This is a genomic window from Microvirga lupini, from assembly GCF_014191055.1.
Taxonomy (GTDB): Bacteria; Pseudomonadota; Alphaproteobacteria; order Rhizobiales; family Beijerinckiaceae; genus Microvirga; species Microvirga lupini_A.
The window spans coordinates 250,427-273,804 of sequence record NZ_JACHWB010000003.1; the positions used below are offsets into that span (position 1 = coordinate 250,427).

At 61.5% G+C, this 23,378-nt stretch carries 26 protein-coding genes and 2 pseudogenes; 13 read left to right on the plus strand and 15 right to left on the minus strand.

Features of this window, described 5'->3' with window-relative positions:
- Window positions 1-29: 29 nt before the first annotated feature.
- Both FHR70_RS12700 and FHR70_RS12705 read right to left on the minus strand, forming a co-directional pair.
- On the minus strand, window positions 30-323 hold the full coding sequence (locus FHR70_RS12700; RefSeq protein ID WP_183450685.1) for a hypothetical protein: 294 nt from the start codon (window positions 321-323) through the stop codon (window positions 30-32).
- Window positions 320-529, minus strand: a complete 210-nt coding sequence (locus tag FHR70_RS12705) for a hypothetical protein (protein ID WP_183450687.1) — start codon at window positions 527-529, stop codon at window positions 320-322. Before FHR70_RS12705 ends, FHR70_RS12700 begins: the two co-directional genes overlap by 4 nt.
- A gap of 193 nt (window positions 530-722) precedes the next feature.
- Between FHR70_RS12705 and FHR70_RS12710 the strand changes: the two genes are divergently transcribed.
- Together FHR70_RS12710 and FHR70_RS12715 are read left to right on the plus strand one after the other, a co-directional pair.
- Window positions 723-956, plus strand: coding sequence for a hypothetical protein (locus FHR70_RS12710; RefSeq protein ID WP_183450689.1), 234 nt, complete (start codon window positions 723-725; stop codon window positions 954-956).
- Window positions 957-1,236: 280 nt separating this feature from the next.
- Window positions 1,237-1,452 (plus strand): hypothetical protein, encoded by a 216-nt coding sequence (locus FHR70_RS12715; protein WP_183450691.1) that lies wholly within the window; start codon window positions 1,237-1,239, stop codon window positions 1,450-1,452.
- Between the two features lie 2 nt (window positions 1,453-1,454).
- Here FHR70_RS12715 and FHR70_RS12720 read toward each other — a convergent pair whose 3' ends face one another.
- The 3 genes from FHR70_RS12720 to FHR70_RS12730 form a co-directional block, all read right to left on the minus strand.
- Window positions 1,455-1,652 carry a hypothetical protein gene (locus tag FHR70_RS12720; RefSeq protein WP_183450694.1) on the minus strand — a complete coding sequence of 66 codons (198 nt, stop codon included), beginning with the start codon at window positions 1,650-1,652 and terminating at the stop codon, window positions 1,455-1,457.
- A gap of 375 nt (window positions 1,653-2,027) precedes the next feature.
- Window positions 2,028-4,160 (minus strand): hybrid sensor histidine kinase/response regulator, encoded by a 2,133-nt coding sequence (locus FHR70_RS12725; RefSeq protein ID WP_343058798.1) that lies wholly within the window; start codon window positions 4,158-4,160, stop codon window positions 2,028-2,030.
- Between the two features lie 316 nt (window positions 4,161-4,476).
- Window positions 4,477-5,262 (minus strand): Crp/Fnr family transcriptional regulator, encoded by a 786-nt coding sequence (locus tag FHR70_RS12730; protein ID WP_183450696.1) that lies wholly within the window; start codon window positions 5,260-5,262, stop codon window positions 4,477-4,479.
- A 365-nt stretch (window positions 5,263-5,627) separates the two neighbouring features.
- On the opposite strand from FHR70_RS12730, the gene FHR70_RS12735 reads away from it, so the two are divergent.
- Together FHR70_RS12735 and FHR70_RS12740 are read left to right on the plus strand one after the other, a co-directional pair.
- Window positions 5,628-5,876, plus strand: coding sequence for a DUF6894 family protein (locus FHR70_RS12735; RefSeq protein WP_183450698.1), 249 nt, complete (start codon window positions 5,628-5,630; stop codon window positions 5,874-5,876).
- 293 nt (window positions 5,877-6,169) lie between these two features.
- A complete protein-coding gene (locus tag FHR70_RS12740; RefSeq protein WP_183450700.1) occupies window positions 6,170-6,394 on the plus strand; it encodes a hypothetical protein in 225 nt (74 codons plus the stop codon).
- Between the two features lie 328 nt (window positions 6,395-6,722).
- On the opposite strand, the gene FHR70_RS12745 is transcribed toward FHR70_RS12740, so the two are convergent.
- From FHR70_RS12745 to aac(3), 5 genes are all read right to left on the minus strand, one after another.
- On the minus strand, window positions 6,723-8,027 hold the full coding sequence (locus tag FHR70_RS12745; protein ID WP_183450702.1) for an MFS transporter: 1,305 nt from the start codon (window positions 8,025-8,027) through the stop codon (window positions 6,723-6,725).
- A gap of 23 nt (window positions 8,028-8,050) precedes the next feature.
- Entirely contained in the window at window positions 8,051-8,449 is a 399-nt protein-coding gene (locus FHR70_RS12750) for a MarR family winged helix-turn-helix transcriptional regulator (RefSeq protein WP_183450704.1), read from the minus strand.
- A gap of 269 nt (window positions 8,450-8,718) precedes the next feature.
- Window positions 8,719-8,940, minus strand: a complete 222-nt coding sequence (locus FHR70_RS12755; protein ID WP_183450705.1) for a hypothetical protein — start codon at window positions 8,938-8,940, stop codon at window positions 8,719-8,721.
- A 170-nt stretch (window positions 8,941-9,110) separates the two neighbouring features.
- The gene (locus FHR70_RS12760; protein ID WP_183450706.1) at window positions 9,111-9,668 is read right to left on the minus strand and encodes a P-loop nucleotide/nucleoside kinase family protein; all 558 of its coding nucleotides are present in this window, start codon (window positions 9,666-9,668) and stop codon (window positions 9,111-9,113) included.
- Window positions 9,669-10,502: an aminoglycoside 3-N-acetyltransferase gene (aac(3), locus tag FHR70_RS12765; RefSeq protein ID WP_183450707.1), complete on the minus strand. Its 834-nt coding sequence runs from the start codon at window positions 10,500-10,502 to the stop codon at window positions 9,669-9,671.
- Window positions 10,503-10,565: 63 nt separating this feature from the next.
- Between aac(3) and FHR70_RS24030 the strand changes: the two are divergent.
- Together FHR70_RS24030 and FHR70_RS12775 are read left to right on the plus strand one after the other, a co-directional pair.
- Window positions 10,566-10,759, plus strand: a pseudogene (locus FHR70_RS24030) (anhydro-N-acetylmuramic acid kinase); the annotation flags it as partial.
- Between the two features lie 192 nt (window positions 10,760-10,951).
- Window positions 10,952-11,935, plus strand: coding sequence for a D-alanine--D-alanine ligase family protein (locus FHR70_RS12775; protein ID WP_183450709.1), 984 nt, complete (start codon window positions 10,952-10,954; stop codon window positions 11,933-11,935).
- A gap of 140 nt (window positions 11,936-12,075) precedes the next feature.
- Here the strand turns inward: FHR70_RS12775 and FHR70_RS12780 are convergent, their stop codons facing one another.
- Together FHR70_RS12780 and FHR70_RS12785 are read right to left on the minus strand one after the other, a co-directional pair.
- Window positions 12,076-13,221 (minus strand): RHE_PE00001 family protein, encoded by a 1,146-nt coding sequence (locus tag FHR70_RS12780; protein ID WP_246408138.1) that lies wholly within the window; start codon window positions 13,219-13,221, stop codon window positions 12,076-12,078.
- Window positions 13,222-13,672: 451 nt separating this feature from the next.
- On the minus strand, window positions 13,673-14,227 hold the full coding sequence (locus FHR70_RS12785) for a DUF2867 domain-containing protein (RefSeq protein WP_246408140.1): 555 nt from the start codon (window positions 14,225-14,227) through the stop codon (window positions 13,673-13,675).
- 89 nt (window positions 14,228-14,316) lie between these two features.
- Between FHR70_RS12785 and FHR70_RS12790 the strand changes: the two genes are divergently transcribed.
- The 7 genes and pseudogenes from FHR70_RS12790 to FHR70_RS12820 all read left to right on the plus strand — a co-directional run bounded on the left by FHR70_RS12790 (window position 14,317) and on the right by FHR70_RS12820 (window position 20,271).
- Window positions 14,317-15,117, plus strand: a complete 801-nt coding sequence (locus FHR70_RS12790) for a class I SAM-dependent methyltransferase (protein WP_183450710.1) — start codon at window positions 14,317-14,319, stop codon at window positions 15,115-15,117.
- Between the two features lie 319 nt (window positions 15,118-15,436).
- Window positions 15,437-16,360 carry a recombinase family protein gene (locus tag FHR70_RS12795; protein WP_183450711.1) on the plus strand — a complete coding sequence of 308 codons (924 nt, stop codon included), beginning with the start codon at window positions 15,437-15,439 and terminating at the stop codon, window positions 16,358-16,360.
- Between the two features lie 427 nt (window positions 16,361-16,787).
- Window positions 16,788-17,735 (plus strand): toll/interleukin-1 receptor domain-containing protein, encoded by a 948-nt coding sequence (locus FHR70_RS12800; protein WP_183450713.1) that lies wholly within the window; start codon window positions 16,788-16,790, stop codon window positions 17,733-17,735.
- A gap of 28 nt (window positions 17,736-17,763) precedes the next feature.
- Window positions 17,764-17,964, plus strand: a complete 201-nt coding sequence (locus FHR70_RS24520) for a KTSC domain-containing protein (protein WP_183450714.1) — start codon at window positions 17,764-17,766, stop codon at window positions 17,962-17,964.
- A gap of 32 nt (window positions 17,965-17,996) precedes the next feature.
- Window positions 17,997-18,842: pseudogene (locus tag FHR70_RS12810) on the plus strand (DUF4238 domain-containing protein); the annotation flags it as partial.
- Between the two features lie 108 nt (window positions 18,843-18,950).
- A complete protein-coding gene (locus FHR70_RS12815) occupies window positions 18,951-19,376 on the plus strand; it encodes a DUF1801 domain-containing protein (protein ID WP_183450718.1) in 426 nt (141 codons plus the stop codon).
- A gap of 328 nt (window positions 19,377-19,704) precedes the next feature.
- Window positions 19,705-20,271, plus strand: a complete 567-nt coding sequence (locus tag FHR70_RS12820; RefSeq protein WP_183450720.1) for a TIGR00645 family protein — start codon at window positions 19,705-19,707, stop codon at window positions 20,269-20,271.
- A gap of 43 nt (window positions 20,272-20,314) precedes the next feature.
- Here FHR70_RS12820 and FHR70_RS12825 read toward each other — a convergent pair whose 3' ends face one another.
- The 3 genes from FHR70_RS12825 to FHR70_RS12835 all read right to left on the minus strand — a co-directional run bounded on the left by FHR70_RS12825 (window position 20,315) and on the right by FHR70_RS12835 (window position 23,255).
- The gene (locus FHR70_RS12825; protein ID WP_183450722.1) at window positions 20,315-20,773 is read right to left on the minus strand and encodes a hypothetical protein; all 459 of its coding nucleotides are present in this window, start codon (window positions 20,771-20,773) and stop codon (window positions 20,315-20,317) included.
- On the minus strand, window positions 20,773-21,648 hold the full coding sequence (locus tag FHR70_RS12830; protein WP_183450724.1) for a hypothetical protein: 876 nt from the start codon (window positions 21,646-21,648) through the stop codon (window positions 20,773-20,775). Before FHR70_RS12830 ends, FHR70_RS12825 begins: the two co-directional genes overlap by 1 nt.
- A 227-nt stretch (window positions 21,649-21,875) precedes the next feature.
- Entirely contained in the window at window positions 21,876-23,255 is a 1,380-nt protein-coding gene (locus FHR70_RS12835; protein ID WP_183450726.1) for a DUF2235 domain-containing protein, read from the minus strand.
- Between the last annotated feature and the right edge of the window lie 123 nt (window positions 23,256-23,378).

Consider the following 23,378-nt stretch of genomic DNA (forward strand, 5'->3'; position numbering starts at 1 on the left):
ACCTGCACATCTGCCGGTGAGCCGATCACCTAAGCACGTTCGATCAGCAGACGGGCCAGCGTCTTGGCAAAGCGCTCGTTCTGTCCAACGGGTTCAGGCGCCACGTCGTGCCATTCATGGGCTCGAAGCGCCCAGGCGATATCTGAGAGGCTTCCGAGCGGCTCATGCGGCCAAGCAGGCTCGCCCGTAGGCATCAGGATCATAAACTGCCGTGAAGCCTTCATGCCCACGCGGGCGACGTACAGGATCTCAGCGCTCCGTCGAAGCAGCGCGACCGGTTCGTAAATCTGCGATCCCTGAAAGAAGGCATCCCCATTGGTCATATGCGTGACGCCTGAGTCGCGATCTCGCTTTCACGCACGGCGCGCTCACCGAAGCCGGACGATTTGATGCGGTACGAGACTTCGCCGGTCGGAGCGTCCGGCCTAAGACGCGTCACCTCGTAGAGGCCGCTTGAACTGGCACGCGTGTCCGAGAAGTTCGGATGGGTGATGCGAAGCAACTGATGAACTTTATACTTGTGAGCCATTCTTTTCTCCTGAAGCTGGGCCGTGACGCGCGGGCGAGCGCTTCGGGTGTTCGGCGACACAAACCTTCGATTTCGAGGCAAAGGAGCCGCCTTTTCGCCAGATCGCTAAGCTCGACCCTCACGGTAAGCCTCCCACGGGGCCTGTTCCAGCTTCGGAGCGGTTTCATAAGGATTGGGTCCCGAGGAGAAGACCGTGGAAGTGGTCTGGAAGATGCTGCCGCCCGTCCGCATCAGTGATGATAACGTCGAGCGCTCCGTGAGCAATGAAAGAGCGGGCCTTCTCGACCGCCGCAGCCGCCGTCTCGCAGGTGACCGCTATCGGCCCATTCAGTCCCTGTCCCGTCACAACGAAGAACATTCACTCTCCCCTTGGTTGATCATGTCGGCAGGAGAAGCGATTCGTGATCCGATGACCAACCTTTTCTGACGAGCCGTAGGTTATAGCAGATCAGATCCCACGGGTCCTCGTTGTCGCCTAGCGGGGTGTGCTTACGGGGGAAGATATCGTATTGCGGTGGCTCCCCGTGAGGGTGCGCGAGGCGATGGAACCCGGCTGGCGCGAGTGATGTCGGCACCGCCTTGCCCTGACCCCATTCCTTCTGTCATTGTGCGTTGCACAATTCTGTCGCAGCTGTCCTGGCTCCAAAGCGGCACCACATGCGTTAACTTCGACGATCACCGGCGATCACCGGGGAAGGAAGAGCCACATGAGCCAGAGGTTCTGTCCACAGTGTTCCTCTGATGCAGCATCGGTCCTGAGCTTTGTCACGGATGACGGTGGCTTTGCCGCCGCTGTTCAGTGCCACGTCTGCGGCTTTGAGAAGCCCACCGATCGTGGCTTCGAAGACGAGCAGACTGCCCGCGAGGCTGCAACCCATGCTTGGTTCGATGGCACGGATCTCCTCCTCACCCCTCGCACTTGAGGTCAGCGCTTATCTCCCGTCACAAGGATCGTGATGTGCAGCTTCCAGAGCTCTCGCTTGAGGGCCTCCAGGCGGTCAGGCGGCAGCTCTGGCCCAACCATCTGGTCAAACTCGTCCCTGGTGAGATAGCCGCGTTTTCGAGCGTGCTTCAGCAGGCGCCAAGCCTCTGGATTGGAGAGATCGATCAGCGGCTCAGGCATGAATGTCTCCTGCTCATCCGGTGATGGTACAGTGGCTGGAAGGCTCCGCAAGGAAAGGTTATCGAGCCACAGCGTCCTGCTCTCATGGTCCGGAAAGCGGACGACAAGCGGGTCCCTGTTCATCCGGATGACGACCATGTTCCGTGAGCTGACGGGTTTCAGCTCACCTGTTACTGAAGGTTTGCAGCAGGCCGTAATGCTATCGCCTGGACCAAATGAAGGTCGGCTAATCCCAGAACTGCGGAAGTACGGCTAAAGTCGGCCTCGTGCCAATTCCTGACCTTCCGCGGTGAGGTCTCGGTCGGTTCGGTTTGGATCAAGCCGAAGATCGATGATCACGAAAGCAACCGTCGTGCTCTGCCACTGAACGACCACTTACGATCTGCGGAAGGGCACGACGTTGATCGGCTCACACGCCGGCGTGACGAGTGCCGCAATCGCACTCGCCAGTTCATCCTGCCGGAATGGCTTCGTCAGGCGCGGAACGGCCAGCCCGGCCCGCTCCGGCAGCTCGGCGTGGCCACTGGCCAGCAGCATCGGCATGCCAGGCCACTCATCTCGGATCCGCTCCGCCAGTTCCAACCCGGTCATGCCCGGCATCGCATGATCGGTCACCACCAGGTCAATGGAGGCATTCTCCCGCAGGATCCGAAGAGCCTCTTCGCCTGAGGAGGCTTGCACCACTCTGTGGTCGAGGTCCTCCAGCATGGCCGCGGTGCCACCCATCACCAGAGGATCATCCTCCACCAGCAGCACGGTGCAGGTGCGATGCTCCGGGCGGGCGTTCTCATCGCCGGCTGGTGCTGCTGCAATCACATTGCTTTGGGGCAGCCAGATCTCGGCGGTCGTGCCTTTCCCCACCTCACTCTTGAGCGTGAGCGTGCCACCGGACTGAACCGCCAGGCCATGGATCATCGACAGGCCCAATCCGGTGCCTTTGCCGATGCCTTTGGTTGTGAAGAACGGCTCGATGGCTCGGGCCAATGTGGCGGCATCCATGCCCATGCCGTTATCGCTCACCGACACACAGACGTAGGAGCCCAGGCTCAGACCGTGCTCGTTCTTAGAAGCCACTTCCTCTGTCCGCGCCGAGATGGTGATCGTGCCGCTGATCGGCATGGCGTCGCGGGCATTCACCGCCAGGTTCAGTAGCGCCATCTCAAGCTGGTTCGGATCAACCTTGACCGGCGGCAGGTCTGCGGGAAACTGGGTTACGATCTGGATGCTCGGTCCCAGGGCGCGGGCGAGCAGGTCGGTCATGCTGGATACGAGCTGCGGCACGTCGACGGCCTGTGGCGTGAGATCCTGACGGCGGGAGAAGGCCAGCAGCCGCTGGGTCAGGGCAGCCCCGCGCTGGGCGCCCTGGAACGCTCCCTCCAGCAGCCGCTTGGCACGCTCATCATCCCCGACGCGCTTGCGCAGCAGTTCGAGGTTGCCGAGGATCACCGCCAGCAGGTTGTTGAAGTCATGCGCAATGCCACCGGTGAGCTGACCGATGCTCTCCATCTTCTGCGCCTGCAACAGGCGCTGCTCGGCCGCCAAGCGCTGCTCACTCTCGTACTGGAGCTGAGTTAGAGCCTCCTGCTCCGCCTTAGCTCTGCGCAGGGCCAGCCACGAGACCAGCAGAAGCGTCAGAGCCGACAGGAGGGCCACGGCGCCATAAAGCTGGAGGTTGCGGTACCAGCGTCCCAGGACAACATCAGCGTCGACACCGAAAGCGACATAGATGGGATAGGCTCCCACGTGCCGGTAGGCATAGTACCGCTCGCGCTGGTCCGTCGAGGAGACCCCGACCATGACGCCGCCATCGGGCTGGGCTGCAATACTGCGCATGAGGATGTTGTCTGGTCCCAACCGGGTATAGGTCACCTGGGTGGGAGCACGAGCCAGGATGGCGCCATCCTCCCGGATCAGAGCGGCGGCACTTGGCCCTGGCGGCACAGCCTCCTGGAAGAAGCGGCTGAAGTACTCAGGGCTGAGCGCCACATGAATGATCCCATCGAAGTGCCCGTCCTGGGTCGAGCGGCGACGGCTGACCGCGAAGGAGGCGGCACGGGTGGCTTTGCCCTGGAACGGAGCGCTGATGTAGGTGCCGACATCCTGTCCGCGCTGCGCCTGGAACCACTCACGTTCGTCGATGGTCACGGCAGGATCCCACGGCTGGCTGCCCGCGCGCACATGCCCGGTTGCATCCGTGATCCAGATCGAGACGACCTGCTCCAGGGGAGCCTTGATTCTCTGGAGGAAGGCGCTGGTCTCAGGGGCTGAGATCTCGTCCCAGGACATTCCCTGGCTGCGGTCCTCAACCCGCCCGATCACCAGATCGACCGTGTCGAACACCTTATGAGCGTGCTCGTGCAGGATCGCCGCCGTGCGGGTGATGGTCTCATCGTTCTCGCGCAGGACCTCAAGTCGGTTCCAGGCTGCCGCGGCCACGAAGACGAGAGCTGGAACGAGCAGCGAAGCCACCAGCAGCAGGCGGTGCAGACGGACAGAGGAGATCGACACCAGGGGTTCCGGAAAGATTTTGGGGTGAAGGGTCAGGCGGGAAGGCTCCGGCGCAACAGCGAGAGCCCTTGCAATCGACTACAGGAGAACCTGCCAATCGCCTAGCACGCTCTCGTTGCCGCCGGTGTTTGTCGGCACCTCACCCAAGAGGTTCGCGGTCACGCTGGCCCAGGGTTAGGGTCGAAAACGGTCCCTTAGGTTCAAACTCGCTGATGCATGGGCCTAAACAGTGGCCTCTGATCCCAGCAGAGCGGAAGAACGGCTAAGTTCATAAGCCAGCATTCTCAGCTTCTAATGGAATTTCCGATCAGGCTCATCAGGCGCGGCGCTGGCTGGGCCGTCCCTGAGCTGCGTCCAGAGCGGCGAGATCGCCCTGCTCCAGTTGAAGGTAGCTCGGGTTGAACTCGCCGACTTCCTTCAGCCTGTCCCAATCAGGAATGGCCAGCCGTGTTCCCTGGGTCACGATCAGGCCGTCGGCCCGCATCTGCTGGAGGACGCGGTTGACGTGAACAGTGGTGATGCCCAGCGCATCCCCTAACTCGGCCTGGGTGATGGGCAAGTCATAGGCGTAGTCCTCGACCAAGCCGACCGCGCTCAAGCGCACCAGCATCTCGCAGAACAGGTGGGCGATCCGGTTGTAGGCTTCGCGCCGCCCGATGTTGAGCATCCACTCGCGGAAGATGGCCCCATCGATCAGGGTCTCGCGCCAGAGGGCGGCGGCGATCCGGGGGTGGCGTTCGCAAAGATCGCGCAGGTCATCATGAGTGATGAAGCCGACCCGGCAGGTACTCAGGGTACTGACGCTGTTGTCGAGCACCCTCAGGTGCAGGCTGTGAAGGTCGGGAATGTCACCGGCGATGCCAAAGGACGTGATCTGGCGCTTGCCGTCTGCGGTGATCTTGGAGGTGGCAGCAAAGCCGCTCAGGATCAGGCAGCACCGGGTGGGCCGGTCGCCCTCGCGCACGATGTCCTGATCGTCCTTGATGACGGCAAGCTGCATCGGCAGCTTGTCGAGGGCCTGGCGCTCGTCCTCGGTGAGCGTGAAGACGCTGTCCAGCTTTCGGATGAGCGGATTGTCTTGGGAGGGGAAAGAAGCATGCATGTGACACTCCTCCTGTTGGCAGGCGGGAGCACACGTCTCTCTCAGGTATCAGCGCCTATGATCGGTTGCTGATAATATTTTGACCGTACCACATAAATAAAAACAGAAGATAGATTTATGTTAGTTTTGCCGTAAAACTTTGTTTTTAGGCAAAAAAACTTAGTCTACTCTTTTTAATTCAGTAAAACGATGCGTGAACTGCCGTCGGATCGGCGATTCGTCGAGGATCGGCGCTCAACGATGCCAAGCGTCTGGAGGTGTTGGCAGAGGAAGAAGAGCGCAAGGCTCAGCACGCAGCCTCCCACGTGGAGCCCAAACCGGACGCTGAGCGTTGACGGCTACCGATCCCGAGCCTTGGAGCGCCTGTGCCTCGTTATTTCTTCGATACTTACGATGGCGAGCGCTTCTTCCCTGATGAGGAGGGGCAGGAGCTGGAAGACACCGAGGCGGCTAAACGCGAGGCCGAAAGGGCCTTGTCGGATATGGCAAGGGATGGGCTTCCGGACGGCGACCAGCGCAGTTTCATTGTCAGCGTGAGGGCCGAGGCGGGACAGGTTGTACTGCGGGCCGCGCTTTCCCTGGTCGTGGAATACCCGTCTCGAGCCCAAGACTGAGAGCCATAAATTTCCGATAAGCCCTGTGGAACTCCTTTAGCCCGTCTGGGGCGGCTTCGTTCCCGGGCTTCGAACAGAAGGCCAGTGCCGCTGTTGTTCGACGATGGCCTTGGTCTCTTCCAGCAGCTCGCGCGACCGCTTCACCGCCTCCTTGGAGGTTTGGATGAACGGCTCGTTAGATGGAGCTATGGGAGGTTCTGGGGGAGTGCGCATCTGGGGCATGACGGCCATCCTCGTGGGTGTTACGGTTCAGCCCCTTCCTGGCGCGCGATCTTGTCCAGGATGAGCTGTCGGTGGACGCGAAACTGCTCAAGCGTCTCCTCGAAGTTCCGAAGCAGCCTCTCGGCGTTCCCTGTACTCTGACCCGTCTCGGCCATCGGCTCGATCAGGCGCTGCTGCTCGGCCCAGCGTCTCTCGCCCTCGGCGATGTGCCGGTCGGCTTAGGCGAGGTCCTCGCGTTCTTTCCAGGCGTGAGACATGGTGCCGATTATGCGCCCAATTGCTCGACATTAACATAGGTTAAACGAGCGCATACGGCTCCTGGCATGCGAGCGAGACACACTCGCGGCCCGGTTGCCATGACCTGGTCATGCATGAGCCCTATGATCTCGGACCAGCTCGAGTCAGGGTCAATTGAACCCTCAATCGACGTCACGGGAAGGTCACCTCGCAGCCCCATTGCGGAAATAAGGCCAAGGTCAGCCCCGTGCCATGTGCAGACATTGTCTCGACTGTGCGCCTTCAGAAAGGCGAGGTTGGCGCTGTTGCAGGCATCTCGGATATTGAGATGACAAACGCGCCATTACACGATCGCCACAGTCAACGTGCAGGGATATTACCCTGATCCTAGGCTACGGCTTCCACCATGGTGGATTCCGTGTTGCGGGAGGGTTCACGTCGCCCAAGGCCGAACAAGAAAACCAGTGATGCGATGACGGCGAACACACCTGCCAGCACGAAGGCAGGCGTGTAAGTGCCGACCTCCTCGCGAATGACGCCCGCGCCGTAGGCGGCAACGGCCGCACCCATCTGATGCGCGACCAGCACCCAGCCAAACACGATCGGCCCGTCGCGTTCTCCAAACGACTGGTTGGCGAGCTTGACGGTCGGCGGCACCGTCGCAATCCAGTCGAGCCCGTAGAACACCGCAAAGATTGTCAGGCTGACAGGCCCGAAGTCGATAAAGGGCAGCGCCAGCAGCGAGAGCCCGCGCAGGCCGTAATAGACGGCAAGCAGGCGGCGCGGGTTGTAGCGATCTGTCAGCCAGCCCGAGGCTGTCGTGCCGATCAGATCGAAAAAGCCCATCAGCGACAGCAGGCCAGCCGCCGCAACCTGTTCGATGCCATGGTCGCCGCAGAAGGCTATCATATGCGTGCCGACCAGTCCGTTGGTCGTCAGGCCGCAGACGAAAAACGTACCGGCCAGCAGCCAGAACACGGGTTGATGCGCGGCCCGGATCAGGGCCTCAATCGCAAGCCAAGGCGTCGCGGCTTGCTTTAACGGCGGCGGTGGGGGGGTGTCAGCGGCCTCACCGAAACGACGCACCCCACGGTGCTCCGGGTGTTCCGGAACGAGGATTGCGACGACCGGAATAAGGGCAGCACAACCAAGGCTGACTGCGAGCGCGACCGGCTTCCATGCGCCGCCTTCGGTAAGCCAAGCCAGGAACGGGAGGAAGACGAGAGCTCCGGTCGCCGTGCTGGCGCTCAACAGCCCCATGGCAAGGCCCTGCCGTGTCGCGAACCAGCGATTGACGACGGCTGCGCCGAGGACGGATGCGACAGCGCCGGATCCGATCCCCGACAGAACGCCCCAGCTCAAAACATAATGCCATGGCATGGTCATCCACTGGCTGGCGAAGGTCGATGCTGCCATGAGCGCAAGACCAGCTAGCATCGTCCGCTTGATCCCGACGCTCAGCATCAGGGCGGCCGCAAACGGCCCCACGAGACCATAGAGAAAGATGCCGAGTGCGGCTGAGAACGAAATGGTAGCTCGGTCCCATCCGAGGCTCATCTCCAGCGGCAGCATCATGACACCGGGTGCCGACCGCAGCCCCGCCGAGAACAGCAGAGCAAAGAAGGTGACGCCAATGACAAGCATCGCAGGGTGATAGCGGCGGGCGCGGGGATCGCCGTGAGGATTGATCATCGTCTTCTCTTTGATGCGTTCGATCAGAGATTGTGCAAGGCCGCACGGAGGGCATGCGCGGCTGCGGTGCCCATGCGGGCTTCGATCCGTGCCTGAACAGCGTCCCAAAGGGGCGCCCCCTCATCGAGGGTGCGACGGCCCCTGTCCAACAAGGAGACGGACACCTCGCGCTGGTCCTTGCCCCGGCTCATGGCGACAAGACCCATCTGCTCGAGCACGCGGATGTTGCGGCCGACGGTCGAGCGATCCAGATCGGTCCGCTTCGCGAGCTCTGTCAGCGCAACCGGCTCGCCGCGTGCGATGGAACGAAGCAGCGCAAATTGGGCAATGTTCACGCCGACGGGAGCGATCGCCTCATCGTAGAGCGCTGTCACGCGCCGGGCCGCGTTGCGCAAAGAGGTGCAGTAGCATTGAGACATCATAATGCGGGTATATACCCGTATATAGTGGATTGCAATCCTCTGCGTGTCCGCAATCCTGCCAACGGATAGCGAGGATCTCGACCAGATCCGGTGTCCAGCCTCTCAATAGGGAGGCTTTTGCCGAGCAGATCACCGATCTGCCCCCGCTCATCACGAAATAGTCAAGGTCAGCTTCGGGTCAGAGAGTAACGTAGAGCAGATAAAACGAAGTTCGGTTTGTAACCCGAACGGGGACATTACGCGTCGGCTTGCCGGTATCTCATGCGTAATCAGAACCGCCCACGCAGCGCCAGCGCGAAGAGATCCGCTGGCGAGACGCCGTCCGGCATCGTGTCGGGCATATAGGGCACGTCGATATGGGCCGTCCCGTCCGGCAGCGGCTGCACGTCCCGCCCGCATTCCCGGAGCACGTCGATGGACCGGCCCAGCTCGCCGACAATCTCGCCCATGGCCTTGGCGACCTCCGGGTCGGCGAAGCCTTTGACGCTCACCGTGAGTTTCGGCGACAGCGACGAGGGCGGCGCGTCGTCGGGGTCTGGTCGCTCGCTTCCATCATGCGGCCAATATAGTAAGGCTTTGCCATAACCGCACGGCCCGCAGGCGCGGGCCGCTGGGGATCTCGGCCTGGGAGGGTGGGGAGCAGCTAGCCTCGACCGCCGTCTTACCGCGAAGGCCCACGCCGCAGGGCTCCGAGCCATTCCAGGATGGTGTCGGCCAGGACGTCGGCAGTGTGGAGCCCGGTATCCAGGAAACGGGTGCCGTCCGGCATGAGGTCCCTGGCGGACAAGCAGCGGTCGACCTGGGCCAAGCGCCAGTCCCGGATCTGCTCGTTCCGTCTCCGGTCGGGAGACATGGTCTGCCGTTCGATGCGGTCGCGAAGGACACGCTCGTCGATGGTCAGGAAGACATGAAGCACGTCCTCACCCCGCCGTATGAGGCCGCCAATCAGCTCGTCGAGGTAGTCGGGCCGGACGAGCGTCATGGGCACGATGATGTCTTGGCTGTAATGCTTCCGGATCTCGGCCAGCGCCGTAGCGGTCAAACCCCGCCACACCGGCAGGTCTTGATAATCCCCGCTCTCCGCCGCAGGGATCAGCTTCCTCACGAGAAACCCGATCTCCTCGGGATCGAATAGCAGCAGGTCAGGATTCCGCTCGCGGAGCCTCTCAGCAAGTGTGGTCTTTCCTGCCCCGAACGGGCCGTTCAGCCATACGATCATTCAAGGCTCCTCGGCAGGCACGCCGGACCGCCGTGCAAAATGCTGCTCAAGATAGCTGACGCCGAATGAGACGATGTCCTGCGCGTCAAACAAATAGCAATGTGCGTTGGCCACCCGGCCCTCCCGATGCCGGCCCGATGCGACGTAAGCCCTCGCGATCGTCTCGACGGCGTCCATTTCGCCCTCGATGGCGAAGCAGTCGAGGATGCCGTTCGAGTCGAAGTCCTCCGCCCGCTCCCACACCGTCTCACCATCCGGACCGAGGAGCGGCATCTCGTAGGTGACGCGCCGCTTCCCGGGAATGTCGGCAATGGCTTCGGCGTAGTGGAGGACGGTGACGGCATCGAGCGGAGCACCGAACAGGAGGACCTTGCCGTTCCGCTTAATGAACCGCTCGAGCGGCGAACCGGGGCCAAAGGCCTGGCCGAGTCTGTGCGGCTCGACGAGCTCGCGGGCGAGCGGACCGAGGGCGACCATGGATGCGTCCGGATGGGCGCTTCTCAGCGCACCCGGCATGTCAACGAGAAACTGGTTGAGCAAGCCAAAGCCACGATAGGCTTTCGCCATGTCGGGTCTGAACGGCGGCCAAGTGCGACGCGTCTCTTCATCGAGCTGGGCCCCATTAAGGGTCTCGCCAAAGGGAGAGCGCTCCCAGGAGGCATAGCCCATCAGGGTGCCGCCTGGTGCCACCGCGTCGCAAAGTGCGCCGACGACAGCACGTGTTCCACCGACCACGGGACCGATTTTCTTGAGCGATCCATGCACCATCAGCACGTCACCGCCATGGACGCCAAGGCTGCGAAGCCCGACTGCGATCGTCGTCCTGTTCTCCATGGAAACCCCTAGAACTTTGCCCGTGATTTCATAGGACGACTGCGAGCAGCATACCATGTCCCACTTGCTGTGTGCGGCAGCGGGCGGAAGAACCCGATGCTGGTCAAGGCCATTCAGACCCGCGCGGTGGGCTGGAGCGGCGATGCCGTGGTGGCGAGTGCTTTGCATTTTTGGCCGTTCGGGCCATGCGCGGATTGCCCATCCACTTTCCGTTCACCACCGGCGTCAGGCGGCCAATGACCGGCAGGCATCTCGCGATGGTCGACGCGCGGCGACTTGAGCAGCGCCCACCAGCCTTGGTTCAGGATGGATTGCTGCCGCCCTCCAAACTGCAATGCGTACTGACCTTTGAGATGCTCGGCTAGGGCAGGCTGAATAGCGCCCCTTGTTCGATGGATAGGTCCACCTATAGTGCAGCCGATCTTTTCCTTCACTGAGACGTCCTGCTCATGCTCATCACCATCCTCTTTGGCGGCGAAAACCGCGAGCACTTCGTGTCGGTCGCCAGTGCCCAAGCGATAGCTGACGCATTGCCGGAGGCCGATCTCTGGTTCTGGGGTCGCGACGGTATTGTACGGGCTTGCGATCGTGGTGTTCTGATGAGCCACTCGCGACCGTTCGAGGTGGATTTACCAGCGCCGGGCGAGCCGATCGGCAGGGTTGAAGTGGCCCTTGACCGTGCAAGCAAGGAACAACGTCTCCTGGTCCTCGGTCTCCACGGCGGCATGGCGGAAAGCGGCCAGCTGCCCGTCATGTGCGAAGATCGTGGCGTTCGGTTCACCGGTTCCGGATCGGCGGCCAGCCGGCTGGCCTTCGACAAGATGGCCGCCAAGGCGGCTGTGGCAAAAGCTGGCATCGTGACCCCGCCCACCCTCACGATGGAATCCGGCGGAACGGATCTCGCCACCTACGGCAGGCTTGTGGCAAAACCGGTAGCAGACGGATCAAGTTATGGCCTGATCTTTGTCGAAGGACCTGATGATCTAAGAGCGCTTCGGGATGCGGTCCAGAGAGAAGCTTATCTCATCGAGCCATTCATCGCCGGCGTCGAGGCGACCTGTGGCGTTCTTGAGCGGGATGGAGAGGTGATCGCGCTGCCGCCCGTCGAGATCCGCCCCGCCGATGGTGTCTTTGACTACGCCGCAAAGTATCTCGCTCCCACCACCCGTGAGATCTGTCCAGCAGGCTTTGGTGAACAGGTCAGCGCCGCTCTGCAGTCCGCGGCCTTGAAGGCTCATTCCGGCATCGGTGCCCGTGGATATTCGCGGAGCGACTTCATAGTCGCAGGAGATCGGGTCATCTTCCCCGAGATCAACACTTTGCCTGGTCTGACGAGAGCCTCGCTCTTTCCCAAGGAGCTTGCGGCGCAAGGCATCGCCTTCGATGAGTTTCTGCACGGCCAGATCGAGCTGGCGGAACTCGGCAGCCGATAGGCGACTTCCGGAGCGGACCGTTGTGTGGGAACAGCTCCAGGTTGGAGTGTTTCAACTGGGACTGTAGGTGAGGAGCACATTTCGGACCGGCCCGATCCTTAACTTTGATGTGGGATGTACTGTCTGTTGTTCGCAGTTCCTTAGACGATGCCCCATGCCCGATAACGCCGACGCCCTGTCAGCTCGCGCGGAAGAGCGCCGCCGAGCTGTGCCAACATGAGGTCGACTGCCTTCGGGGTGACGCCAATCAGTTTCGACGCGATGGCTACTGACACCAGCGGGCGAGAGAGGAACAGGTCGATGAGCTGCGGCAGGCGCGAGTTGCTGCGGCAGTCCTTCGCCCGCCGCATCATCGTCTCGCGCGCCAAGGTCAGGCGCTGCAGGTCCTTCTCGCCCTGGGTCACCGCCTCGTCGACGATCCGGGCGAAGGCCTCGACCTTCTCGACGCCCCCTTCCCTCCCCTGCAGGCGATACCGCGAGGCCTTGTAGCCGGAGACGAGCGGTAGCAGGTGCGCAGTCAGGCCCCGCGCCCGCAGGATCGAGCCGGCCATGATGAGGCCGAGCCAGGGCTGGCGCGGATACATACCGAGCGCCGTCCAGGCGTCCCAGGCGATGGCGGCGCCCGCGATCGCGGGCCATTTCTCGGTACGCTTGACTACATCGAGCCAGAGGTCCTCGTTCTCCGCCTCGTCGACCTCCGGGTCATAGACCAGGTGCGAGCGGCGCTTCGGGATCGGCGTCTCGCCGGCCAGCGTCTTGCTGGTGCGCGCCAGGATGGCGTCGATCTCGGCGAAGTGACCTGCCAAGGGATCCTCGTCGTCATGGTCCGGCTCATCATCGGCCTGGGTCCCCCCTCCATTCCCCAGAGGTTCGTTCTGTCCGGAGGCGGGCATCAACCCGCGCAGGGCCGAGAGGCCGTCGATCGACAGCGGCCAGGGCGCTTTGCGGGCGAGCGCCATGCGCCGGGCCCGCAGGGCCGCGGCCGCACGGGTGAGCTCGTGGGTCGGGCTGCGCACGTCCATGCCAGCGTCGTGCAGGACCACGTCGCCGATGTCGACGAAGTGGCCGTCGAGGATTAGGGCCCGGGTGGCCTCGACCATGTCGCAGCGGGACTGCCAGCCGGCCGCCAAGCCGGCCGCCGCCAGCCGCGCGTCGAGGTCCATGACGGCGATCGCGGTCCGCTCGAGACGCCCGGCCAAGGTCCACGGGAGTTCCGGCAGGTCGTAGGTCTTCGGCACAAGCGGCGCGAAGTCCTCGTCGTCATAGCGCCCCCTGCCCTCGAACATGGTCCCTGCCCTGATCGGCTAAGTTACTGACTTTCCGACACCATACCGCCTAGGTCCGAAGTGAAGCAAGTTCTTGCTACGCACTGCGGTATCGTTTTGGGGCGGGGCTTGACGCCGGCATTCGGTCGACCCAGATCGTAAGCGTCGCCGCAAGGCGATCGTCCCCTGCGGATGCGGGGCGTGCGGTCGGAATCCGGGCCGCCTTTTTCGTTTTCCCGGCCCGCGCGAGCCGCCGAACAGGCGGATTTCCCCCGCAAAAGCGGGGATTTCAAAGGCTCTGGGCTCTGGCCCGGAGCCTTTTGTCTATCCGGCGTCTGTTATGGCCCTAACCGCGCCAAAGGTTTCAACCTGGTTTGCAAACGGCCGTTTTCTCATCACTGGCGTAAGTGTACAAACGACCGTTGAGACGGCCTGCAGCGGCGAAAACGCCGCGGGAGCGAGGCCCCTCGCCTCACTTGCGCCCGACCTGCGCGAGCATCGCCGGGACGATCACCCTGTGGAACGGCTTCACTGCAGCGAGGTAGAGCCGCCCGAGGCGGTTCCTGGTGCGCACTAAGGTCGTGGCCATGACCCGCTGCCCGTCGTCATCCGGCGTGACCTCGACCACCACCCGGAAATCGAGGTGAGCGTCGTCGAACCCCATCACCACCCGGTCCGGCGAGGCGCTCACGACGGGGAAGATCCCGATCCGCTTGGCTCCCGCCGGTGCGCCGCGCCTGAGCCCAAATGGCGTGACGGCGAGATTGCGCAGCGCGAGGAGGCCGTCGACCCACCGGGGCCGCCGCTCGACCATCCGCCGCGCCGCCTCGAGCGCGTCGAGGGGTTCGGCGACATGGACGGAATAGGCGTCGGTGAAGTCGGCGTCGGGTAGAGGGATATCGCCGGCAGTTGGCGGAGCGGCGCTTCGGTTGATGATGCTCCTCCATCCCGCAGGGAACCCTATCGCGCACTGTACACCAGTTAGCCGGGCCAGTGCACGTCGGCTGGTCTGAGCTTGCCCGAGCAAGAACCCTGACCTGATTAACGTCGCTTGTGGACTGGCAGCGATCGTACGAGACTTCGCGCAGAGAGCCTCGCAACACGGGGAGGTGTGTCATGCCATCAAGCTTCACAGTCCAGCAGGCCGCCGGGTACGAGCAGCTCATGGGTCGCTGGAGCCGCAGGCTGGCACGGCCGTTCATTGAGTTCGCTGGCGTGGCGGACGGCGAGCGCGTCCTCGACGTCGGCTGCGGCACCGGCAGCCTGACCTTCGCGTTGCCAGAGGCGGCCGAGGTGAGCGAGGTCGTGGCGGTCGACTACTCGCCCGTCTTCGTCGAGGAGGCGCAGCGGCGGAACACGGATCCGCGCATCATCATCCAGCAGGGCGATGCCTGCGCTCTCTCATTTCCAGAGGGTCACTTTGATCGGGCCTTGGCCCTGCTCGTCCTGCATTTCGTCCCCGAGGCAGACAAGGGGGTCGCCGAGATGCGCCGCGTGGTTCGGCCTGGTGGCGTGGTCGCGGCGGCCGTGTGGGACCACCTCGGCGGAATGCCAGGCATGCGCATGATGTGGGACACGCTCGCCGCGCAGGACGAGGAGGCGCGACGGATGCGCAGTCTGTACTGCTTCCAGCCAATGATGCGGCCGGGCGAAATGCGGCAGGCCTTCATGGCGCAGTGCCTGTCGGACGTGGAGGAGACCGAACTCCTGATCCGGATGGAGTACGAGAACTTCGCCGATTACTGGGAGCCGATCGCTGCCGGCGAGGGGCCGCTTGGAAAGTTCGTGGCGGGGCTTGACCCGGCTCGGCGGGCCGAGGCTGACGAGGCCGTCCGAGCCGCCTATGAGGCCGGGCAACCCGATGGCCCGCGCTCCTTCGTAGCGGTGGCATGGGCGTGCCGGGGAACGGTCCCCTGATCGGTTTGAGGCGGCGGGCTCGCCTGCCAAGCACGCAGGTCTACCCGCGGCCGCGGCGGCGGGTCGGCTCCGCCTCGCTTTCTCCTCCCGCTTTCGCACGCTATCGATCAGGACCGCATCAACGAAGGCTCCCCCCTGCCGGAGCAGGACGTAAAGCGGATCGCTGCGGACCAACGTCGAAGCACCAGGTCGGCAGGACGGCCGTACGGCCAGACCGGCTGTCCATCTTATATTCGGGCATGGAACCTCCGCGGGCGGAGCGTTGCCTGTCGTTGCGATCTGCATAGAAATTGAGCTCAAGAACGAAACGGAAATTCCGATGCCTTCTCGCCCCCGCCTTATCGGCTACGCCCGCGTGTCCACTGAGGATCAGGCGCATAACGCCCAGATCGACGAGCTACGCGCCGCCGGCTGCGAGGTGATCCATCAGGAGCACGGCTCAGGCGCCAATCGAGCCCGGCCAGTGCTGGCGCGGCTCGTCCGAGAGATCATGCCCGGCGAGGTCTTGATCGTGGTGCGCCTCGACCGTCTGGCCCGATCGGTGAGCCACCTCCTTGAGGTGATCGAGACGCTGGAAGCCAGGAAGGCACATTTCCGGTCCCTGCGGGATCCGATCGACACCTCGACGCCGCAGGGCATGTTCTCCCTGCAGGTTCTCGGCGCGGTGGCGCAGCTCGAGCGCTCCCTGATCTCGGAGCGTACTAAGGCTGGGGTCAGGGCCGCCAAGGCGCGGGGCAAGCAGCCGGGAAACCCGGGCTTGCGCGAGCGCCGGCCGGAGGCCATCCGCAAGACGGCCCTCGCCCGTGAGAAGGTTTACGTCGACGACCTGATTGCCACTTCGGACAAGTGGATGCCGACGGTGCGACGGATGCGACCGCACCATCCGTGGGAGGACGTCGTCCATTCCCTGGAGGCCGCAGGCCAATCTTGGACCGTCGACCGACTGCGGCGCGCGGTGGGCAAGATGGTCTCGCAGCACATGGCCGACCCTGCCCTGCTGCACCCGGCGTCGCGCAAAGGCCCGCAGCACCGCCTCATGAACCTGGTGGCCGGGATCGCCATGGCGGATCCAAACCTGTCGCTGCGGGACATCGCGGCTCAATTGGAGCTCATGCGGGAACGTACTCCGCGCGGCGGTCGGCAGTGGTCGGCCTCATCCGTGAAGAAGCAACTCGACCTCGCGAAAAAGCATGGGCTCGCGCTCCCTGTCGGAATAACCCACGCGGCATATGCCGACACCTAAATCATTCTACATACATACGAATATGCCGAGCCCCCTATTATTACTGCGGTTCGACGACGGGGTGCTCGTAAAATACTGTAACCCGGAGGCCCTCGGCCTCTGGGTTTTTCTTTGACTAGGAACAAACGATGAATCAATATCTTACTTAGGTTGCGCAGCGTGAACGATGCAACCTACGCGCTACTAACAGGGGCTGAAATCCGATGTCCAAGAGTGTTCGATACATTTGCAGGAACTGCGGCCATAAATTCGAGATCACGATCCTCACAAATGAAGAGGTTCGTGAAGCTCAGCGCAGAGGTGAGTACGTTGGGCAAGCGCACTGCCCCAAGTGCAACCGAACAGACCTCAACAAGGATTAAGAACTTTGCTGGCTCGTCATTGGCTAGCCCGCTCAAAAAGCAGCCTCGCATTCTAGGAGAGCAGTTTGTCGACCATATTTTTCTCCTACTCTCACAAAGATGAGGATCTTCGTGACCGCCTTGAGGTCCACCTCGCAATGCTTAAACGGCAGGGTCTTATCGATGCTTGGCACGATAGGCGCATCGTCGCCGGCAGCGAACTCGATAACAGCATACGCTCTGAACTAGAGAAGGCAGACGTAATCCTGCTCCTTGTTTCTCCTGACTTTCTAGCATCTGACTATTGCTACGACGTTGAAGTAAAACGCGCTATGGAGCGTCATGATGCCGGGGAAGCCAGGGTAATTCCTATCATTCTGCGCCATTGCGACTGGAAGTCCGCACCTTTCGGAAAGCTTCTTGCGGCACCAAAGGACGCGCTACCTGTCAGAAAGTGGCCGGATCTAGATGAGGCTTTTCTTGATGTTGTGCAGAAGATCAAGGATGCTCTTCCGAAGGCAAAGCCTACTCCAGACGCGCCGGCACCTGAGAAGCTCATCACGAAATCGGTCGCTCAAGCGCCACGTTCCAGCAATCTGCGTCTAGCGAAAACTTTTACGGAAGCGGACAAAGATCGCTTCTTAGATGAAGGTTTTTCTTTCATGTCGAAGTTCTTTGAAAGTTCCCTTCAAGAACTTCAGAGCAGAAATAAAGGCATAGAAACAACCTTTCGGCAGATCGACGCGAATAGGTTTACAGCTGTTATCTACCGTCGAGGAGAAGCAATCTCGCGATGCAAAATCCAACTTGGTGGGCGATATGAAACAGGAATTTCGTTTTCCTCGAATGATCGAGCTGATGATGGCAGCTACAATGAAAGCCTAAGTGTCGAGGTAGATGAACAAGGCCTCTATTTTAAAGCTCTTGGCATGTGGGATTGGAGTTCACGAGGAGAGCGCCATCTCACATATGAAGGAGCGGCCGAATATTTTTGGTCGATGCTTATAAGCCCACTACAAAGCAAACGCGGATAATAGCACTCAGATCAATGCGGAGACTAACGTGCCTTACGTATCCTCCAGTGCGATCTCAAGGATTGAGCATGATCCGGTGACACTAAAGCTGTACATCACATTCCATGGAACCGGTACGTACACGTACTATGGTGTACCACGCACTGTTTATGAAGCTTTCTTGCGAGCCTCTTCTAAAGGTCAATTCTACAATGATCGTATAAAGGACCGATACTCCTCAGCCCGATAAAAGTCATGTAAGAAGCTCGCAATCATCACTTTGTCCCGAAGTTGCTTCTGCGTCCTTGGCTGAAAGAAGAGCCATCGCGTCAATTCAATCTATGGGGATATCATTGGGATACGAGGCGTCAACAACTCGCCTGCAAAAGACGAGGTCTAGATGGTTTTTGCTGTCAGATAAACCTACTCTCTCTGAGTGCTCTTCATTTAGAGCGTGATGCGATAGAACGTATTTTCTTTGGACAGATCGACACAAAAGGGGCGATCGCTCGGAATGCTCTGATTGAACTAGGGCCGAGTGGGATCAATGAGGAACAGCGACTAGACTTTGCTCGACTGATCATTTCTTTAGAAGCACGAAGACCGACAAATGTTGATATGCTGCGAATGGGCGCCCGTTCCTTTATCGACCTGCTTGATGATAATGCTGAGGTACGGACTCATTTTGAACATCAAGGGATCAGTGACAGGCCCTCCTCGTATTTCGAGCAAATGAATGGCTCTACGATAGAAGATAAAATACTAACCGTTGTTCAGAGACTCACCGATAGCCCGAGAGCCTATGGCCCTTTGATTGAAGCGCATTGGCAGTTGCTTCGATTAGGATCAGGAGATGGGTCCCTACTTTTAGCTGATCGCCCTCTCGTACGATATGGAACAATCACATCTGAGGATGGAGTCTGGCTCCTGCCACTGGCTCCTAAAATCGTTTTTCTGGTTTCGAGAAATCGCGAGGCCCTGAACCAAGTTGAACGTATGAGCAGATTTCAAGTTTGCCGAAATCTCAATATTCAGAGCGCACTTCAGGCAGAACGTTTTGTTTTCAGCACGAATGCACAGGACTCTAAGTGGCTCGGCAAATATTTAGGTCCGCGGAAAGGCAAGTGAGGACGACTCACACGTTGTCAGCAAGTAGACAGTAATTATTTGATTATCAGCATTGAAGGTGCTGAACTGTAGCGCCTAAGCCATAGGCAAGATGTGGCAGCCACGAAAATGAGGATCTCTAGTTCCTTGCAAAAACCACCCTCCCCCTCCCAACAAATCGACGCGAAAATCCAGCACCTGAACGATTGGCGCGGCGAGACGCTGGCGCGGGTTCGGGCGCTCATCCGGCAGGCATTGCCCGATGTAGTCGAGGCGGTGAAGTGGCGTGGGGTTCCGGTGTGGGAGAAAGCCGGGATCATCTGCACGGGCGAGACCTACAAGGCCGTCGTGAAGCTGACCTTTCCCAAGGGCGCTGCGCTGGACGACCCGTCCCGCCTCTTCAACGCCAGCCTTGAGGGCAACACCCGCCGCGCCATCGACATCCATGAGGGCGAGGCGCTCGACGAGGACGCCTTCAAGACCCTTATCCGCGAAGCGGCTGCGCGGAACGCATCCTCGGCATCCGGGTCGAAAGCCAAGAGCGGTCGGCGATAGAGAGCAGGCGCGGCTTCACCTCTCCCTGAGGGGGAGGTCGGACCCAAGGTCCGCGTGAGGGGTTACAGGCCTTTCCGGACAGCGTTCTCCCCCTCACCCTCGCTCCGCTCGACCTCTCCCCACGCAAGTCGGGTGTTCCCGATTGGCGCAAGAGGAGCGGATCTCGGGAACACCCGAGATCCGGGGAGAGGTGACCATCGAGGAGAGGCAAGCGACGGCAATCGCAGCCTCCCCTTGTGCCGGGCCGCGCGGCTTCCCATCTCCGCTCCGGCGCCAACGGCAACGCTTGCGCCAGCCCGCCTTCCCTCCTCATACGACCTCACACACGATGGACCAGATTCGCGAAACGTCCCATGCCGGGCGGCCCTCCGGGCTCCGCCCCCTTCCCGCCCTCATCTTCAGCTCGCGCTGGCTGCAGCTTCCGCTCTATATCGGCCTGATCGTGGCCCAGTGCGTCTACGTGTTCCTGTTCCTGAAGGAGCTGGTCCATCTGGTGCTGCATGCGGCCGAGTTCACCGAGATGCAGATCATGCTGGTGGTGCTCGGCCTCATCGACGTGGTGATGATCTCGAACCTGCTGGTCATGGTGATAGTGGGCGGCTACGAGACCTTCGTGTCCCGCCTCAACCTCCAGGGCCACCCGGATCAGCCGGAATGGCTGAGCCACGTCAATGCAGGCGTGCTCAAGGTGAAGCTCGCCATGGCGATCATCGGCATCTCGTCGATCCACCTGCTGCGCACCTTCATCGAGGCGGGCTATGTCGGCACGGCGCGGAGCACCTACACGGAGACCGGCATCATCCTGCAGACGGTGATCCACTCGGTGTTCATCCTCTCGGCCATCGGCATCGCCTATGTCGACCGGATGACCCAGGCCACCAGCCATCATCACTGACGGCAGGTAAGCGGGCGGGTCACCTGCAGGGTAAGGTCCAGCCCTAAATCACGGCCACGAGCTTGGCGAAGGCATTCAGGACCTCAGTCGCCAGGTTGATGGCGCTCGCCATCTTCTTGGCCCTCTCGTAAGCCTGTTTGAGAGAGTTCGTGGAATCGCGAAACGCTTGGGTCAGGGGCGCATAGATGTGGCTGGTGCTTGCCAGCTGCTGATTGACCACGGCCGTCAGTTCGGTCGTGAGGGCGCGCATGGCGTTGACATAGCGCTGGAGCGTGCCCTCGTCGGTCGTGATGTCGGCCAAGGCCCGCAAGCTGTTCTTGGCTGCGATAATGCCTTTCTGGGCGTCGTCGAGGCTGATCTTCGGCTTCGCCGAGAATGCCAGGGTCATGGCCGTGGCAAAACGCTCATAGAGCGACGGAGCCTGTTCGGGCAGGTTGGCCTCCAGCGCCTCAAATTCCTGCAGAGCCGCCGCGAATTCGGCTTGGTCTTGCTCAAGGGCCATCACGTACTCCCTTTCTTGTCGTCCTGCTTTGCCGCCGCAGCGACGAGATCGACCAGATCGTTCGTCAGGGCGACGAAGCGCTTGATCGTCAGCTCTGCGTTGGGATCCCCGGACGCGAGAGCCGCATGAGCTTCAGCAAGTTGATCGAGGACGGTGGCATATTGACCGACGACTACGGCAAGAGCAGCCTGTGTGGCCACTTCCTGGCGGGCGGCCTTGTACTCATCGTAAAGGCGTAGGTGATCCACCTTCGGATCCTTCCGGATCAGCTCCAGACTTTCCTTGCGCTTATACCGCAGATCCATTGCCTGCTCCGAGAGCAGCTCCGAAACCGCTGCCAGATCATTTTTCAGGGCAGCTGCCAGCGCACGAACATCCGGATCTCGCGCCACGATGACGGCCTGGATTTCACCCGCATAGGCATTGCCGAGAAGGAAGCCCACGCTGCGCGACACAAGCTTTACGGCAGGCGCTGCGGCCGGAGAACCCGCGGTTGTGAATTTGCCGGCAGCGGTGCCGAGATTGACGGATGCCTGTTCCAACTGATCGATAAGACCTTGATCGGCTGCGAGCTTGAGAGCCTTGCCGTAGGCTTCCAGTGCGCGCAGAGCCTCCAGGCGCGGCTTGAAGTTTTCCGGATTCAACATGGCGTCTGGCTTGTCGGCGAGCGTGAAGGCACCTCCCCGCACATATCGAGCGGCTTGATCCTCCTCACCGATGCGCAATGCGAGAGTCCGGTTCGCCGTGGCTGCGTTCTGCAAAAGTGTGCTGCCTGCGGCAGCGGCCCCACCGAAGGCATCCACCTTCTGTGAGGACGGTAGCGCACTGCAGCCCATGAGCAGCGAAACGCACATCGCCACATATGCGAATTTCATGACTTGCCCCCTGTTTCAGCGGACACGACGATATTCCGTCAACCAAGCCAATCGCCTGTCCGGCGTTGTACCCCAGCTCTCGGAAGTGCCCCGCAAGGAAGGTCACAATCTCTACGCGAACGATGCCATGATTGTGCAACCGGCATAAAGCAATGTTTGGCATTACTCCCTAAGAATGATGGATATCTTCCGGCATGCGAGCCCTGGAAGACAGATCAGGAAAGAGGTCAGCCGATCTCCGAGCCGTCCTCGTAGTACTGCTCCACGTCCCGGTGGTGGCGCAGGTTCTCCGGGCGATAGGGCTTCATCTCGTCGTAATGGAGCACCTGAGGCTGCTCGAAACGCTCCTTGACGGAGGGGTGCAGCACCGCGTCGTCGGGTACGATCCGGCGTCCCTTCTCCCACAGATAGCCGAACCGGCCGGTCTTGCACTCGTCGTGCTGGGCCCCGGCGGGGGACGGGTAGAGCTGCAGCACATCGCCGTCGATCCGGATGCCGTGCGGGACGGCCTGCGCGGCCTCGACCATCCATTGCAGCGCGACGTCGGAAAGGCGGGATTCGTTCTCCGGATAGCTGCCGCCCACATCCGAGTGATTGCCCGCAAACCAGATCTGCTCGAAGCGCCCGCCCGCATCGTCCATGCCCTCGTTGGTCCAGGGCACGCGCTCGAAATCGGCCCTGTTCTCGTCGATGGACAAGGCGTGCTTGGCGTAAAGCACATCCGGGTTGAGCTGGTTGTCGTAGAACTTCATCTTGAGATGGGTGACGTGCAGCGTCTCCCAGAACGTGTAGCCCTCGAGGCCGACGGCGTACTTCACATACGTCTTGAGAAAGCCGATCAGGCCGAGCACCACAGCGGCGATCGCGAGAAGCCAGAACCAGAACCAGAACGTCTGCGCCAGCAGCGACAGGAGCCATGCGAGTGCCGCCATGATCGCGACGGCAGCGAGGGCCAGCCCCGCCATCAGGCCATAGCTGCCCAGGGCCGCCACCGTGTCGAACACGCCGATGAAATACGGAATGGCGTTGGCCTTGCCGTTGGCGTCGGAGCCGTACTGCGCCCGGAAACGCGCGGCGAGAGCCTTCCTCTGCTCGAGATAGGCCTCGTCCTTCGGCGAGCTGACATGTTGGTAGACCTCCTTGACGGCCTCGTCGGCAATGGCCCGCGTGGTCTTCGGATCGCGCCGCAGGGGCGAGCCGTCCTTCATGGTGGTCGGCACGCCGCAGAGGCCGAGCACAGCCCCGAGACACCGCACCGTGTAGGCGCCGCGGCTGAACCCAAACAGATAGATGCGGTCGCCCGGCTCCCACAGGGTCAGGATGGCCGCATAGCAATCGATGATGTTGGCCGTGAGCCCCAGGCCCATCGCCTGGCTGACCGTGTTGTAGACCCACCGCCAGATCCGCTGCACGGTGCCGTAACCGAGGGGCTGGGAGCCCAGGCCGGGGTCGTAGAAGGCCACCTGCTCGGCTGGATCGATGGAGGAATCGGGCCCGATCCGCGTGGCCCGGAACAGCTTGTAGATGTTGCTGCGGCGCTCATCCGGGAGCAGCCCGCCGGCCTGGCCGGTGCCATCGGAGAAGATGAGAATGTTCTTGCCCGCCATCGGCCTACCCTCCAGCGCTGTCGCCCATGTCTCCACTGTTGGTTGCGCCGATTAAGCCAAGCGGGGAGCATCCAGGCAAGCGCCGCCTTCCGCTTATCCCCTCCGCTTTCAGGCTGGCCGGGA